Annotated in this window: 13 protein-coding genes; 7 read left to right on the forward strand and 6 right to left on the reverse strand. The window is 49.6% G+C overall.

Features of this window, described 5'->3' with window-relative positions:
• The 3 genes from B8880_RS08205 to B8880_RS08215 all read left to right on the forward strand — a co-directional run.
• The coding region (locus B8880_RS08205; protein ID WP_143933416.1) for a transposase at positions 1 to 232 on the forward strand (232 nt) is incomplete at its 5' end.
• 103 nt (positions 233 to 335) lie between these two features.
• The gene (locus B8880_RS08210; protein WP_084257138.1) at positions 336 to 1,529 is read left to right on the forward strand and encodes a sugar efflux transporter; all 1,194 of its coding nucleotides are present in this window, start codon (positions 336 to 338) and stop codon (positions 1,527 to 1,529) included.
• Positions 1,523 to 2,425: a DMT family transporter gene (locus tag B8880_RS08215; protein WP_084257139.1), complete on the forward strand. Its 903-nt coding sequence runs from the start codon at positions 1,523 to 1,525 to the stop codon at positions 2,423 to 2,425. Before B8880_RS08210 ends, B8880_RS08215 begins: the two co-directional genes overlap by 7 nt.
• Positions 2,426 to 2,472: 47 nt before the next feature.
• Here the strand turns inward: B8880_RS08215 and B8880_RS08220 are convergent, their stop codons facing one another.
• The 6 genes from B8880_RS08220 to rne form a co-directional block, all read right to left on the reverse strand.
• Positions 2,473 to 2,892 carry a type II toxin-antitoxin system HicB family antitoxin gene (locus B8880_RS08220; RefSeq protein WP_084257140.1) on the reverse strand — a complete coding sequence of 140 codons (420 nt, stop codon included), beginning with the start codon at positions 2,890 to 2,892 and terminating at the stop codon, positions 2,473 to 2,475.
• A 9-nt stretch (positions 2,893 to 2,901) separates the two neighbouring features.
• Positions 2,902 to 3,084, reverse strand: a complete 183-nt coding sequence (locus tag B8880_RS08225; protein ID WP_084257141.1) for a type II toxin-antitoxin system HicA family toxin — start codon at positions 3,082 to 3,084, stop codon at positions 2,902 to 2,904.
• 268 nt (positions 3,085 to 3,352) lie between these two features.
• Positions 3,353 to 4,999: a glucose-6-phosphate isomerase gene (pgi, locus tag B8880_RS08230; protein WP_084257142.1), complete on the reverse strand. Its 1,647-nt coding sequence runs from the start codon at positions 4,997 to 4,999 to the stop codon at positions 3,353 to 3,355.
• A gap of 33 nt (positions 5,000 to 5,032) precedes the next feature.
• A complete protein-coding gene (alr, locus tag B8880_RS08235) occupies positions 5,033 to 6,124 on the reverse strand; it encodes an alanine racemase (RefSeq protein ID WP_084257143.1) in 1,092 nt (363 codons plus the stop codon).
• 10 nt (positions 6,125 to 6,134) lie between these two features.
• Positions 6,135 to 7,556, reverse strand: coding sequence for a replicative DNA helicase (locus B8880_RS08240; protein ID WP_084257144.1), 1,422 nt, complete (start codon positions 7,554 to 7,556; stop codon positions 6,135 to 6,137).
• Between the two features lie 157 nt (positions 7,557 to 7,713).
• Positions 7,714 to 10,929, reverse strand: coding sequence for a ribonuclease E (gene rne, locus B8880_RS08245; RefSeq protein ID WP_084257145.1), 3,216 nt, complete (start codon positions 10,927 to 10,929; stop codon positions 7,714 to 7,716).
• A gap of 481 nt (positions 10,930 to 11,410) precedes the next feature.
• Here rne and rluC point away from each other — a divergent pair, with 481 nt between their 5' ends.
• From rluC to B8880_RS08265, 4 genes are all read left to right on the forward strand, one after another.
• Positions 11,411 to 12,415: a 23S rRNA pseudouridine(955/2504/2580) synthase RluC gene (gene rluC, locus B8880_RS08250; protein WP_084257146.1), complete on the forward strand. Its 1,005-nt coding sequence runs from the start codon at positions 11,411 to 11,413 to the stop codon at positions 12,413 to 12,415.
• 16 nt (positions 12,416 to 12,431) lie between these two features.
• Positions 12,432 to 13,175 carry a Sir2 family NAD+-dependent deacetylase gene (gene cobB / locus B8880_RS08255; protein WP_084257147.1) on the forward strand — a complete coding sequence of 248 codons (744 nt, stop codon included), beginning with the start codon at positions 12,432 to 12,434 and terminating at the stop codon, positions 13,173 to 13,175.
• 90 nt (positions 13,176 to 13,265) lie between these two features.
• On the forward strand, positions 13,266 to 13,553 hold the full coding sequence (locus B8880_RS08260) for an AbrB/MazE/SpoVT family DNA-binding domain-containing protein (RefSeq protein ID WP_084257148.1): 288 nt from the start codon (positions 13,266 to 13,268) through the stop codon (positions 13,551 to 13,553).
• The gene (locus tag B8880_RS08265; protein WP_084257149.1) at positions 13,554 to 13,916 is read left to right on the forward strand and encodes a type II toxin-antitoxin system PemK/MazF family toxin; all 363 of its coding nucleotides are present in this window, start codon (positions 13,554 to 13,556) and stop codon (positions 13,914 to 13,916) included.
• The last annotated feature ends 2 nt before the right edge of the window (positions 13,917 to 13,918 follow it).

Genomic DNA, 13,918 nt, shown 5'->3' on the forward strand with positions numbered 1-13,918 from the left:
CGGTCATTGGGAAGTGGAGAATAAGGCGCACTGGGTGCTGGATATGGTCTATCGGGAAGATGATTGTGTGATAAGCAAGGATGACGGCGCGGAGAATATGGCGATATTGCGCCGTTTTGCGTTGAATTTATCGCGGCTTCACCCGGCTAAAATGAGTATGCGGATGAAGCTGAAAGCAGCGGGTTGGTCAGATGAATTCAGGTCAGAGCTGATGTTTGGTGTTGTTGGTTGATTATTAGACAAAGTGCGCGGTTGCCCTGATCGCGCCCTTGCCGCTCTAGCAGGATAATCCCGCGTTGTGCTAAAATGCGTTTTTTATCATTGATAACTTCAATATGCGACACATTCACTCCAGCCCGTCGGCACCGACAACGCCGTCCAATATCATTGCCTTTGCTTTTTTATTGATGGCTTTTTTGACCGGAATCGGCTCCGCTTTCCAACTGCCGGTGCTCAGCCTGTTCCTATCACAAGAAGTGCAGGCAAGCCCGCTTGCAGTCGGCTTTTTTTACTCGTTTAATGCGCTGGTCGGGATCGTTATCGGGCAATGGCTCGGTAACTATTCCGATCGCCAGCCGGATCGGCGCAAAATTATCCTCATCTGTTGCTTAATGGCGGCAGTCGGTTATTTTATCTTTGCCTTTAGCCGTAACTACTACATTTTGATCACCTTTGCGGTGGTGCTGTTCGGCTTGGGGTCAGCCTCCAATCCGCAGATTTTTGCCTTTGCGCGCGAATACGCCGAAAGCAGCAAAAAAGAGGTGGTGATGTTTTCCACCATTATGCGCACGCAAATTTCGCTCGCTTGGATCGTCGGGCCACCGCTGGCGTTTTCGCTGGTGGTTGGCATGGGCTTTGAATTTCTGTTCTCGATCGGGGCGTTAACCTTTGTCGCCAGCGGAATCTTAGCGCTATTGCTGCTCCCCAAATTACAACGTCAGGCTGCCGACAATCCTAGCGCCGCCAAAGTCCAATCGCCGCGTCAAAACCGCCGTTCCACGCTGTTTCTGTTTTTAGCCACCATGCTGATTTTTTGCTGTAACAGTATTTACTTAATCAATATGCCGCTGTATGTGATCAAAGAATTGCAACTGGAAGAAAAACTGGCGGGAATCTTAATGGGAACCGCAGCCACGCTGGAGATCCCGATTATGCTGCTCGCCGGTTATCTGACCCGTTATGTCAGCAAAAAAAGTCTGGTGCTGTTCGCCATTGCCTGCGGTTTGCTGTTTTATCTCGGCTTGTTGTTTATCGAAAATCCGTGGGGATTGATCCTGTTACAACTGCTGAATGCAGTGCTAATCGGGATTATCGCCACTATTGGCATGCTCTATTTTCAAGATCTGATGCCGCAGCAACTGGGGGCTGCCACGACTTTATTTACCAATGCCGCCAAAAGCAGCTGGGTAATCGCCGGCCCGATTGCCGGCGCAATCGCCTCGATTTGGGATTATGCCTCGGTATTTTACTTCTGCCTGCTGTTTATTCTGCTGGCATTTTTCTGTATGTGGCGAGTGAAAGCATGTTAAAGCAAAGTGCGGTTGCTCTGAATAATCAAGAATTAAAAGGGCATTTAATTGTTTTTCTGACGATTCTGACGTGGGGCACGACTTATGTCGCCACCAAAGTCTTGTTACAGGATTTCCGCCCGTTGGAAATTTTGGTCATTCGCTTTGTGATCGGTTTTATCGCGCTGTGCCTGATTTATCCGCGCCGTCTGCCCTTTTCCGGCTGGAAACAAGAAGGCTATTTTACCGCCGCCGGTTTAAGCGGCATCACGCTCTATTTCCTACTGGAAAATATCGCCCTGCTCTACACCCAAGCGATTAATGTCGGCATTATCATCGCTGTCGCTCCGCTGCTGACCGCACTTTGCAATATGCTGTTCTTGGGCGGTGCCAAACCCAATGCCCGTTTCTACCTAGGCTTCACCCTTGCGATGATCGGCGTGATCTTAATCAGCCTGCAAAACGATCAAACGCTGCAACTCAATCCCTTCGGCGATCTGCTGGCTTTTCTGGCGGCCTTGGTATGGGCGGTTTATTCGACCTTAATGAAAAAAATCAGCGAATTCGGACACCGCACTTTACAAACCACCCGCCGCACGTTTCTCTACGGGCTGATTTTTATGCTGCCGTTAGTCGGCTTCACCGGTTTCAACTTGCCGCTCAACAAACTGTTGTTGCCGCATAATCTGCTGAATATTCTGTTTTTAGGCTTATGCGCCTCCTCCATCTGCTTCGTCAGTTGGAATTACTCGGTCAAAATATTAGGCACGGTCAAAACCAGCCTGTATATCTATTTAGTACCGGTCATCACCGTCATCAGCGCCGTCTGGCTGCTCAACGAAAAACTGACCGCACTTGCCGCTATCGGCATTGTGTTTACCTTGTTGGGATTGGGGATTTCGGAACGTAAAAGATAAGCATAACCGCACTTGGACTAAAGTGCGGTTGTACAGTTTCAGCAGCTTCAAGATAAATGTAATTCCAAATTTTTACCTAATTTGTTGAATGCTTTTTCGATAAAATCAATTTTGGACGGATAACGAAAACTGAGCAGACGATCGATCTGTGGCGGATGCACACCTAAACGGCGCGCCATTTCTGATTTACGAATATTTTGTTGCACCATCTCATTCAGCAGCAACACTTTCATCGAACGCAATGCCGAAAGGGGTACGTAATATTGTTCTGGCGTCGCTTGCGACGGCAAAGGAATCGCTCGGCGATTATCAAAATAGAACTCAAGCGCCAGCGCTAACCCTTCTTCCGCTTGTGCTAACGCCTGCTCAATAGTTTCACCGACTGAAGCCGCTTCAGGAATATCCGGAAATACCACTAAAAAAGTGCCATTATCATCAGGGATAATCTCAACGGGGTAACGTAACATTTCTTGCTCCTATTTTAAGTCCAAATCTTTTTTAATTTTATTGACTAAACCTGTTCCGATTTCTTTGCTACCGTGATAAGGAAAAATCGTCTGCTTGCCGTTCAAAGTCACTTTGCGATGGCTACCGCGTCTCGGCGTTTCAACTTGCGCCCCTTGACTGAGTAAATAGCGTAAAAACTCACTGTACTTCATTATCTCACCTTATAAGATACAGCCCAATCATTATACAACAAAATTGTTGCAATTAAACAAGATTGATAAGGTAACGCAAATGACAACAGAAAAAATCTATGCCGTACTTTTTTCTCGCTCCGGATCACAAATGATGAATTTTCTCTAACAAAAAACGGCTACCGAAGTAGCCGTCTTGAAAGCTGCATTCAAAGTGCGGTTTATTCCACCCTCATCCGTCCTGCGGACACCTTCTCCCATCAAGGGAGAAAGGAAATGGAGCAATGAATTAACGCCACGCTTTGAATTGGTTGATTAAGCCGTTGGTAGAGCTGTCGTGCGAGCTGATTTGCACCTCGTTTTCCAACTCCGGCAGAATGCGGTTGGCAAGCTGTTTGCCCAGTTCCACGCCCCATTGGTCGAAGCTGAAGATGTTGAAGATCACGCCTTGTACGAAAATTTTGTGTTCGTACATCGCAATCAGTGCGCCCAAACTGAACGGAGTGATTTTTTGCAACAAAATCGAGTTGGTCGGGCGGTTGCCTTCGAATACTTTGTACGGCACGATATGCGCCACTTCGTCCAAGGTTTTACCCGCGTCCAAAAACTCTTGTTCCACCACCGCTTGGCTTTTGCCGAACGCTAAGGCTTCGGTTTGCGCAAAGAAGTTAGATAGCAATTTGGCATGGTGATCCGCCAGCGGATTGTGGCTCTGCGCCGGCGCGATAAAATCACACGGAATGCGTTGTGTGCCTTGGTGAATCAGTTGGTAAAACGCGTGTTGCCCGTTGGTGCCCGGTTCGCCCCAGATAATCGGGCCGGTTTGATAGCTGACTTTCTCGCCGTTGCGCGCCACAAACTTACCGTTCGATTCCATATTGCCTTGTTGAAAATAGGCGGCGAAACGGTGCAAATATTGATCGTAAGGCAGGATCGCTTCCGATTCCGCACCTAGGAAATTGCTGTTCCAAATACCGACCAATGCCAAGGTCGCCGGAATATTTTGTTCCAGTGCGCTGCTGCGGAAATGCTTATCCATCGCGTGCGCCCCGCTTAACAGTTGTTCAAAATTATCAAAACCGATAGAGAGCGCAATCGACAAACCAATCGCCGACCATAACGAATAACGACCGCCGACCCAATCCCAAAACTCAAACATATTGGCGGTGTCGATGCCGAATTCCGCCACCGCTTTGCCGTTGGTGGACAATGCGGCAAAATGCTTGGCAACGTGTTTTTCCTCTTTTGCCGTCGCCAAGAACCACTCACGAGCGGAAAGCGCATTGGTCATGGTTTCTTGCGTGGTGAAGGTTTTGGAAGCGACCAGCACCAAGGTGGTTTCCGGATTGACTTTTTTCAGGGTTTCGGCGATATGCGTGCCGTCCACATTAGATACAAAATGCATATTCAGATGGTTTTTATACGGGCGCAGCGCTTCCGTCACCATATACGGCCCTAAATCCGAACCGCCGATGCCGATGTTAATCACATCGGTGATCGCCTTGCCGGTGTAGCCTTTCCATTCGCCATTAATCACGCGATTACAAAAATCTTGCATTTTCGCCAACACCGCATTCACTTCCGGCATCACATCGCTGCCGTCCACGATTACAGGCGTATTGCTGCGATTGCGAAGTGCGGTATGCAGCACGGCGCGGTTTTCGGTACGGTTGATTTTCTCGCCGTTAAACATCGCTTCGATCGCTTGCGGCAAGGCGCATTCGTTTGCCAATTGGCGCAACAGCTTCAACGTGTCTTGATTGATCGGATTTTTAGAAAAATCGACTAACATTTCATCGTTAAAAGAGAGGGAATAGTCGGCAAAACGATTACTCTCTTGCGCAAACAATTGTGCAATCGTCACATTTTGCTGCTGTTGTTTATGCGTTTCCAATGCTTGCCAAGCGGCGGTTGTTGTCGGATTAATATTTTGCATTTGATACCTCATTAGTTAATTAATATTCTGTTGCTATCTATATTCCATAATGACTCTTGGCGTTATCTTCGTGACCAGTTCATAACTAATAACGCCGACATGCCGTGCCACCTCTTCAATCGGCAGCGCATTACCTTGCGGGTCTTCCCCCCAAAAAATCACTTCATCACCGACCTGCGCCGTACTGTCAGCGCCCAAATCGACGGTGATCATATCCATTGATACCTTGCCGACAATCGGCACGCGCTGACCGTTAATCAAGACCGGCGTTCCGGACGGCACATCGCGCGGATAACCGTCGCCATAGCCTAACGCAATCACACCGATTTTGGTCGCTTGCTGGCTGACCCAAGCACCGCCGTAACCGACCGGCTCGCCACGCACCAATTCACGCACTGCAATCAGGCTGGAACTCAGGGTCATTGCCGGTTGCAAGCCATATTCCGTGGCTAAATGCTCGTTGGTCGGCGAGATGCCGTAAAAAATAATCCCCGGCCGCACCCAGTCAAAATGTGATTCAGGCCAAAACAAAATGCCGTTTGACGCCGCCAAGCTACGCTCAGCGCTTTTGTTGCCGACGGCTTGGTTAAAGTTGTGCAGTTGTTTTTCGCTGTAACCGCATGCCAGCTCTTCCGCGCGGCTGAAATGGCTGACGAAATTAATCTGCGGCTGCACATTAACACAGGCTTGCAGCCGCCGGTAAAATTCGGCGACCTGTGGCAACTCTACGCCTAAACGGTGCATGCCGCTGTCGATTTTAAGCCAAACTTTTATTTTGCGGTCTAAAACCGCACTTTCCAACGCTTGCAGCTGATACTCGCTGTGAATCACGGTTTCGATATTCTGTTGTGCCAAGTGCGGTAAATCATCGGCGCTGAAAAAGCCTTCCAATAACAAAATCGGTTTTTCAATACCTTGTGCGCGCAATACCAACGCTTCCGCCAGACGTGCCACACCATAGCCATCGGCTTGCGGCTGCACCGCTTCGGCCACCCGTTCCATGCCGTGCCCATAGGCATTGGCCTTGACGATAACTAAGATTTTACTGTTTGGCGCCAGCTGTTTGACCCGTTGCAGATTATGCTGCAATGCCGATAGCGCAATAGTTGCAGTTGCTGTTTTCACTCACGGCCTCTTAATCTTCTTCATTATATTCCGGACCGGCATAGTTATCGAAACGGGAATAACGCCCGTTAAACATCAACCGCACTTTGCCGATCGGACCGTTCCGCTGTTTGCCGATAATAATTTCAGCGATATTTTTCAGTTCGCTGTTATCGTGATACACCTCGTCACGATAGATAAACATAATTAAATCCGCATCTTGCTCGATAGATCCCGATTCGCGCAAATCCGAGTTGACCGGCCGTTTGTCGGCACGCTGCTCCAAGCTACGGTTCAGCTGCGACAAGGCAACCACCGGCACTTGCAGCTCTTTTGCCAGCGCTTTTAAAGAGCGTGAGATCTCGGCGATCTCCAAAGTGCGGTTGTCCTGATAGCCCGGCGCGCGCATTAACTGCAAATAATCCACCATAATCAGGCTCAAACCGCCGTGTTCACGGTAAATCCGCCGTGCTCGGGCGCGCAGTTCGGTCGGGGTCAAACCGGAGGAGTCGTCGATAAACAGATTCGGTTTTTCGCTGAACATCTGCACCGTGCTGTTAATCCGTGCCCATTCGGTTTCGTCTTCAATCTGTCCGGTACGGATTTTGGTTTGATCGACCCGCGACATCGACGCCAAAATACGCATCATAATCTGATCCGCCGGCATCTCAAGGCTGAACACCAATACCGGCTTGGTTTCCCCCATCATGGCATTCTCACACAGGTTCATGGCAAAGGTGGTTTTCCCCATTGACGGACGGGCGGCAACGATAATCAGATCCGACGGTTGTAGTCCGGCGGTTTTACGATCCAGCGCCGAAAAACCGGTCGATACGCCGGTCACACCGTTATTATTCTTCGATTTGGCCAGTAGTTCGATTTTATCCAAGGTCGAATCCAGAATCGACAGCACCCCTTTCGGGCCTTCGTTGCTGCCGTTGCGTTTTTCCGCAATTTCGAAAATACTCCGCTCCGCTTCGTCCAACACTTCTTTGACGTGTTGCCCTTTCGGGCTGTAACCGCTGTCGGCGATTTTATGTGCGGTAGAAATCAATTCGCGCAACACCGCTTTTTCACGCACGATATCGGCATAAGAGAGGATATTGGCGGCGCTCGGCGTGTTCTTCGACAATTCGGCAAGATAGGCGAATCCGCCGACATCATCAAGAATGCCTTTATTTTTCAAGGCTTGATCCAAGGTGATAATATCAATCGGCTGATCCATGCGCGCCAAATGTTCCATTTGGCTGAAAATCAGGCGGTGTCCATAGGTATAAAAATCATCGGCGATAACGTGTTCGACCACCTCTTCCCACTGCTCATTGCTCAGCAGGATTCCGCCCAATACCGCTTGTTCGGCTTCAATTGAATGGGGAGAAGTCATTCCCTGTTCCAGTTTTTTCTCTCGGGCAACCTCTTTCGTTGCCGCAAAGTTAGGCTTGTCGCTTGCCATCAGTCATTCGCCTTATTCATACCAAATTCAAGTGCGCAGTATAGCAAATTATTCCGCTTTTTTTTACTGCTTAAGGTAAAAGTGCGGTGTTGTATGCAATAAAAAACCTCTATCCTGAGGACAGAGGTCTTTGTTAATTCAGACAAGCGGACAAAACTTAATTGTTGTCGGCTTGGGTCGGTGCGGCAAACACATGGCTGCTGGCACTGCTGTGTCCGGCGGCGCCTTTACCATGAAAATGATAACGCGATTCCTGCCACTGCACGATTTCAAATGCCGGTTGCGCGGCAAAAGACGGGGCTTGCGTCGGCACGGAACGGGTGTGACGGACATTCGAATAAGTACCGAACCCGACCGCTGCCTGCGCGTTTAGCGTCGCATTCTCGCTTTGCGTGATTTGCTCGGCGGCGTGTGTTGCTTGTGCCACGGTTTGCGTTTCATCGGCAACTACCTCAGCGACCTCAGTCGCCGCCGTAGTGGAAACCGCACTTTCATCACTCGCATCATCTTTTTTGCCTGTTTCGCTATCGGCTAGCGTTGCCACGGCTTCCGCTTGCTGCTGATGTTCGGCATGCGCCACTGAAGCACGGATTTTCTTTTCAACCGACTCATTGGCCTCTTGGGTGATAAATCCTAAAGGCTGAATACTTTTTTCGTTATCCACCACCATTGACACCGCCGGCGTGCTCAAACCTTCAGCCGCACTTTCAGCGCTACCGTCGTTTTTGGCTTGCCGTTCCTGCTGCAATAATTCTTCTACCGGAACAAAAGGCGTATTTGGCTCATCGTTTTCTTGGGTTTTCGCAACGAAATACTGTGCGTCAACCCATACTTTTCCGCCTGCCAGTTCAGGAGACGCCACTGCCGCAAACAACGGCATCGGTGCAACCGCTGCGTCTTGGCTTTGACGACGGCGACGTTGATTACCGGTACGCAAATGGCGCGGTAAACGGCGACGGCGCGAGCTACGCTGGCGATTGTCTTCTTTACCGGCGCTCTCTTGATTATCGTCTGTCTGATTATCGTTTGGCCGGCTATCTTCCGCATCAACCACAGAAATCTCAGCGGAATCCGCCGCAAATGCCGCCGCTTTTGCCGCGTGTTGTTGCGTTGTCTGGATTGCCGTTGCTTCCGCTACTGTTGCTGCCGCTTGCGCCGCAACCGCACTTTCATCACCTTGCACGGCGTCGGCCGCCACGTTCTCACCGGCTTGATTGCCATCGGCATTCAACCGCACTTTTTTGCGTAGATTACGACGTTCACGACGAGCCGCAACCGGCTGCGCCTCTGTCGCTTCGACTACGACTTTTTCTGCAACCGGTTTCGGACTTTGATGCTCGCTCAGCTCCGCGCTTTCCACCGTGTCATTACGCTTGCGGTTGGAACGCTTGCGATCATTGCGGTTATTTTTGCTTTCACTGTCGGCAGCCTCTACCGCACTTTTATCCGTATAGCTTTTCTTGGCACTGCTATCCGTTTTGCTGTCCGTTTTATTGGTACGATCGTTACGATCAGTACGACGACGGTTGCGGTTTTGATTGTTGCGACGATCATGATTACGATCGTTACGACGGCGTTGATCTTTGCCGTCCTGCGCTTTTTTCTGCTCCTCCGGCTCCTCGGTTTCGCTGCTGAACAGCCCTTTCAGTTTGGCAATCAGACGGCCAAACAATGAGGTTTGCGGCGCAGTTTCGACCACCGCGGCAACCGGTGTCGGTGCGGCGCTAGGAATATTCAACTCACCGGCGGCGGCTTTTTCCAACACCGACTCCACCGTCACCACGGCGCTGTCCGCCGGACTGCTGCGGGTCAACAGATTTTCTTCGTTGTTATAAGCCGTACCGTTGTCGTCATCTTGCGCATGGAATTTGCTCAAGTTATAACTTAAGGTGTTGCTGATTTCGCCGTCACGCAAACGGAACACCGAAAAGTGCGGGGTTTCCATTTGTTCGTTCGGCACGACGATGATTTCCACATCGTGCCGTTTTTCAATGCTGTAAATCGCTTTGCGCTTTTCATTCAACAGGTAAGAGGCGATCTCCACCGGCACAATGGTGTGCACCTGCGAGGTGTTCTCTTTTAACGCTTCCTCTTCCAGTAAACGCAGAATCGACAGCGACAACGATTCGTTATCGCGCACTTTGCCCGTGCCTTCACAACGCGGGCATATGTGATGCGATGATTCGCCCAACGACGGGCTTAAACGCTGGCGTGACATCTCCAACAGGCCGAAACGGGAAATGCGGCTGATTTGAATGCGGGCGCGATCTTGGCGCACCGCATCACGCATTCTGTTTTCCACCTCGCGCTGATGGCGGATCGGAGTCATGTCGATAAAGTCGATCACAATCAAGCCGCCCAAGTCACGCAATCGCAATTGACGTGCGATTTCGTCCGCCGCTTCCAAATTGGTGTTCAGTGCGGTTTCTTCGATATCGCCGCCGCGCGTTGCCCGCGCCGAGTTGATGTCGATTGCGGTCAAGGCTTCGGTCACATCAATCACGATCGAGCCGCCGGACGGCAACCGCACTTCGCGTTGGAAAGCGGATTCGATTTGCGATTCGATTTGATAGTGGCTGAACAGCGGCACTTCGCCTTGATACAGTTTGATACGGTTAATAAAATCCGGACGCACCAGTTTGATATGCGCTTTGGCTTTTTCGTACACTTTGGCGCTGTCAATCAGAATTTCGCCGATATCGCGGCGCAAATAGTCACGGATTGCCCGCACGATCACATCACTTTCCTGATGGATCAAAAACGGTGCGGCGCGGGATTCGGAAGCCTGTTTAATCGCGTCCCAATGGTGCAATAACACTTTCAAATCCCATTGCAACTCTTCCGGCGATTTGCCGACGCCGGCGGTACGCACAATCAGACCGACCCCGTCCGGCACGTCAAGCGAACTCAACGCATCTTTCAATTCTTGTCTTTCATCGCCTTCGATACGGCGCGAAATACCGCCGGCACGCGGATTATTCGGCATAATCACCAAATAGCTGCCTGCCAGTGAAATAAAGGTGGTCAACGCCGCACCTTTGTTGCCGCGCTCTTCTTTGCTGACTTGCACGATCACTTCCTGCCCTTCCTGCAGCACATCACGGATATTCGGACGGCCTTGGAAAGTGTAACCTTCGGGGAAGTATTCGCGCGCAATTTCTTTGAGAGGGAGGAAACCGTGACGATCCGTGCCGTAATCCACAAATGCGGCTTCCAGACTTGGTTCTACGCGGGTGATTTTTCCTTTGTAAATGTTGGCTTTTTTCTGCTCGTGACCCGGACTTTCGATATCCAAATCAAACAGACGCTGGCCATCAACCAGCGCGACACGCAACTCTTCTTTTTGAGTTGCATTGATTAACATTCTTTTCATTGTTGTTGATACTCGATTATTTTGCTTATTATCCACACGGATAACCTGCGTACTGGGCTTTATCATCGACCTTGTGTCTGTCTGCTACAGTCAATCTCACGACTGTCCATGCTCAGGTGCATTGATGATATTACTAATTCCAAAAAATTATTTAATTAGTAAAAACAAAATCTTATGCTTTAAGTTTTGCAAGCGGACGAAAGTTACCCGTCATTACACCGCACTTTGGAAATGTCTTACACTGATTGTTGCATTCAAGTGCGGTCAGATGCCGTAAAACGGCAAATTCTTTTTCATGTTGCCGGAGAATCGCTACTTTCTCCTGACATAACAAAAACGAGCCATTATTTCATTTTATAGGGCAAGTTGGCAAGGCAAGATAAGATAAATTTGCGATAAAATCACATTTCCTCTGCTATTCGCTGCGCTTTTCTCTATAATAAGGGTGAATCTCAGTTTAAAGGATACGATTTTTACCGCTATGAAAACCGAACAACGCAGCAACAGTGGCAATACTCACCCGCACGGCACGCAACAAAGCGTGCGCTTTCAAACAATTAACGCCGACCAAGCCGGACAACGGATCGACAATTATCTGTTAAGCCAGTTGAAAGGCGTGCCGAAAAGCATGATTTACCGCATTATCCGCAAGGGCGAAGTGCGGGTCAACAAAGGGCGGGTGAAAGCCGAATATAAGCTGCAAGCCGACGATCTGGTGCGTATTCCGCCGGTTAAAGTCTCCGAAAAAGCGCAAGCGCCGATTTCCAACAAATTGCAGCAAGTGGCGCAACTGGAACAGCAAATCGTGTTTGAAGATGACGTATTATTGGTGCTGAACAAGCCTTCCGGTTTAGCCGTCCACGGCGGCAGCGGATTGAGCTTCGGCGTGATCGAAGCCCTGCGCAGCCTGCGGCCGGAAGCGCGTTTTTTAGAACTGGTGCACCGCTTGGATCGCGACACGTCCGGCATTCTGTTGGTCGCCAAAAAGCGCTCTGCGCTGCGCAGTCTGCATGAACAACTGCGTAATAAAACCATACAAAAAGAGTATCTGGCGTTGGTGCGCGGACAGTGGCAATCCCACTGCAAGGCGGTGAACGCCCCGTTGAATAAAAACGAATTGGCGAGTGGCGAGCGGATTGTACGGATCAGCGAGCAAGGCAAACCGTCGGAAACCCGTTTCAGCATTGAAGAACGCTACGGCGAGCAAGCCACGCTGATTAAAGCCATGCCGATTACCGGACGCACCCATCAAATTCGGGTACACAGCCAATACGCCGGACACCCGATTGCATTAGACAGCAAGTACGGTGATCAGGATTTCGACCAAAAAATGCAGGCGCTCGGCTTAAACCGCCTGTTCCTGCACGCTTACGCCATTCGTTTCGAACACCCGAAAAGCGGCGAAACCCTGCGCCTGAGCGCCGAACTGGACAGCAGCATGAAAGGGATTTTGCGCCAGCTGCGCGAACAAAATTTGCACGGATAAAAGTAAGGATAACGCCATGATCAACCGCACTTTCTCCACGACCGACTTACCAAAAATTGTTGTACTGACCGGTGCGGGCATATCAGCAGAATCGGGCATTCGAACCTTTCGCGCCGGCGACGGATTGTGGGAAGATCATCGAATCGAAGATGTTGCCACCCCAGAAGGTTTCCAACGCAATCCCGAATTGGTACAACGGTTTTACAACCAACGCCGCCAGCAACTGCAACAAGCTGAAATCCAACCGAATGCCGCGCATTACGCTTTAGCCGAATTAGAACGGAAATTCGGTGAAAACCTGCTGTTAATCACGCAAAATGTGGATAACTTGCACGAACGCGCCGGCAGCAAAAATCTGATTCATATGCACGGCGAACTGCTGAAAGTGCGCTGTCAACGCTGCGATACGGTCTATTCATGGCAACAGGACGTGAGCGCGCAAGATCGTTGTCAAAAGTGCGGTGGCGGCTTGCGTCCGCATATTGTCTGGTTCGGCGAAATGCCGTTTGCGATGGAAACTATCTACCAAGCCTTACAACAATGCGACTATTTTATCGCCATCGGCACCAGCGGCAATGTCTATCCTGCCGCCGGTTTCGTTGAAGAAGCCAACTTCGCCGGCGCGACTACGGTAGAACTCAATCTCGAACCAAGCAAAGGCCGATCCGCGTTCAAGCAAGCCCACTACGGCTTGGCAAGCGAAGTCGTGCCGGAATATTGCCAATCGCTGTGCAAATCATTGAAGCAAGATATTGACTAATTATCGGCCAACGTATAAACTTTTCGTATCTACTCAGTAGATACTTTTACACTTTATCAATGAAACCTTATGTAAATTCAGAGGTCTGCCATGTCTGAAAAATTAGTTGTAAAACAGTGGGGAAACAGCAAAGCTATCCGATTGCCGCAAGCCATTATTGCCAAATTCGCCATGAGTAATGACGATTATTTTGAAGCGACGATTAATCATGACAGCATTCAACTCATTCCGATTACCAAATCCAAACCCGATAACCGCAAAAGGTTTTCCAAATATAAACTTGATGATCTGCTTGCCGAAATGAAAGAAATCAGCGATGAATTCCCAATTATTGAGGAATGGGAAGAGATGCCGCCGGTCGGAAAGGAAAAACTATAAATGGCTTATATTCCAAATGTCGGTGAGATTGTCCATTTAGAATTTGATCCTGCATTAGGCAGTGAAATGCAGGGCAAGCACTATGGGCTTGTCGTTACCGAAAAATCGGTAAACCAATTCGGATTAGCGATGATCTGTCCGATTTCTCAAGGAAAATCCGATCTTTACCGCAATAAAGGCACATTGGTCAGTCTAATGGGAACTGGAACCGATACGTTGGGTGCTATCCATTGCCATGCCCTAAAATCGTTAGATTGGCGCAAACGTCATGCCAAATTTAAGGAAAAAGTGCCCGACGAAATTTTGATCGAAGTGCTGCAAAAACTGGCCGCAATTTTGCCTTTTGATAAATATCTCGGCTAAAG

This window comes from Pasteurella testudinis DSM 23072 (genome assembly GCF_900176075.1).
Classification (GTDB): Bacteria; Pseudomonadota; Gammaproteobacteria; order Enterobacterales; family Pasteurellaceae; genus Chelonobacter; species Chelonobacter testudinis.

Coding starts and splice junctions, on each gene's coding strand:
- B8880_RS08215 (WP_084257139.1), top strand. CDS start 1,523: ATGTTAAAGCAAAGTGCGGTTGCTCTGAATAATCAAGAATTAAAAGGG.
- rne (WP_084257145.1), bottom strand. CDS start 10,929: ATGAAAAGAATGTTAATCAATGCAACTCAAAAAGAAGAGTTGCGTGTC.
- rluC (WP_084257146.1), top strand. CDS start 11,411: ATGAAAACCGAACAACGCAGCAACAGTGGCAATACTCACCCGCACGGC.
- B8880_RS08225 (WP_084257141.1), bottom strand. CDS start 3,084: ATGAAGTACAGTGAGTTTTTACGCTATTTACTCAGTCAAGGGGCGCAA.
- B8880_RS08210 (WP_084257138.1), top strand. CDS start 336: ATGCGACACATTCACTCCAGCCCGTCGGCACCGACAACGCCGTCCAAT.
- B8880_RS08265 (WP_084257149.1), top strand. CDS start 13,554: ATGGCTTATATTCCAAATGTCGGTGAGATTGTCCATTTAGAATTTGAT.
- B8880_RS08260 (WP_084257148.1), top strand. CDS start 13,266: ATGTCTGAAAAATTAGTTGTAAAACAGTGGGGAAACAGCAAAGCTATC.
- B8880_RS08240 (WP_084257144.1), bottom strand. CDS start 7,556: ATGGCAAGCGACAAGCCTAACTTTGCGGCAACGAAAGAGGTTGCCCGA.
- pgi (WP_084257142.1), bottom strand. CDS start 4,999: ATGCAAAATATTAATCCGACAACAACCGCCGCTTGGCAAGCATTGGAA.
- B8880_RS08220 (WP_084257140.1), bottom strand. CDS start 2,892: ATGTTACGTTACCCCGTTGAGATTATCCCTGATGATAATGGCACTTTT.
- cobB (WP_084257147.1), top strand. CDS start 12,432: ATGATCAACCGCACTTTCTCCACGACCGACTTACCAAAAATTGTTGTA.